This window comes from Sedimentibacter sp. B4, from assembly GCF_000309315.1.
Taxonomy (GTDB): Bacteria; Bacillota; Clostridia; order Tissierellales; family Sedimentibacteraceae; genus Sedimentibacter; species Sedimentibacter saalensis.
The window spans coordinates 1-275 of record NZ_CANG01000946.1; the positions used below are offsets into that span (position 1 = coordinate 1).

General features: G+C 42.9%; 1 protein-coding gene. It reads left to right on the forward strand.

From position 1 onward, the window contains the following. Positions 1-275, forward strand: a 275-nt coding sequence (locus BN358_RS17715) for a manganese catalase family protein (protein ID WP_019229866.1), incomplete at both ends; no start/stop codon positions are given.

A 275-nucleotide genomic window follows, 5' to 3' on the forward strand; every position in this document is an offset into this window, starting at 1 on the left:
ATGGGAGGCTACTACGCAAACCATGAAACATGTCCATTTTTACTTGACTCTGACGGTGTTCCATGGGAAGCAAAATACACCCAGGCAAAGGGGGATCCTATAGCTGATTTATACAATGACATGGCTGCAGAGCAAAAAGCAAGAGCAACATATGAAAACCTGATTCTTTTAACAGATGACCCTCTTGTAAAAGACACACTGAGATGGCTGAGAGAAAGAGAAATAGTTCACTTCCAAAGATTCGGCGAAGGCCTGAGACTCGTTGAAGAATACAC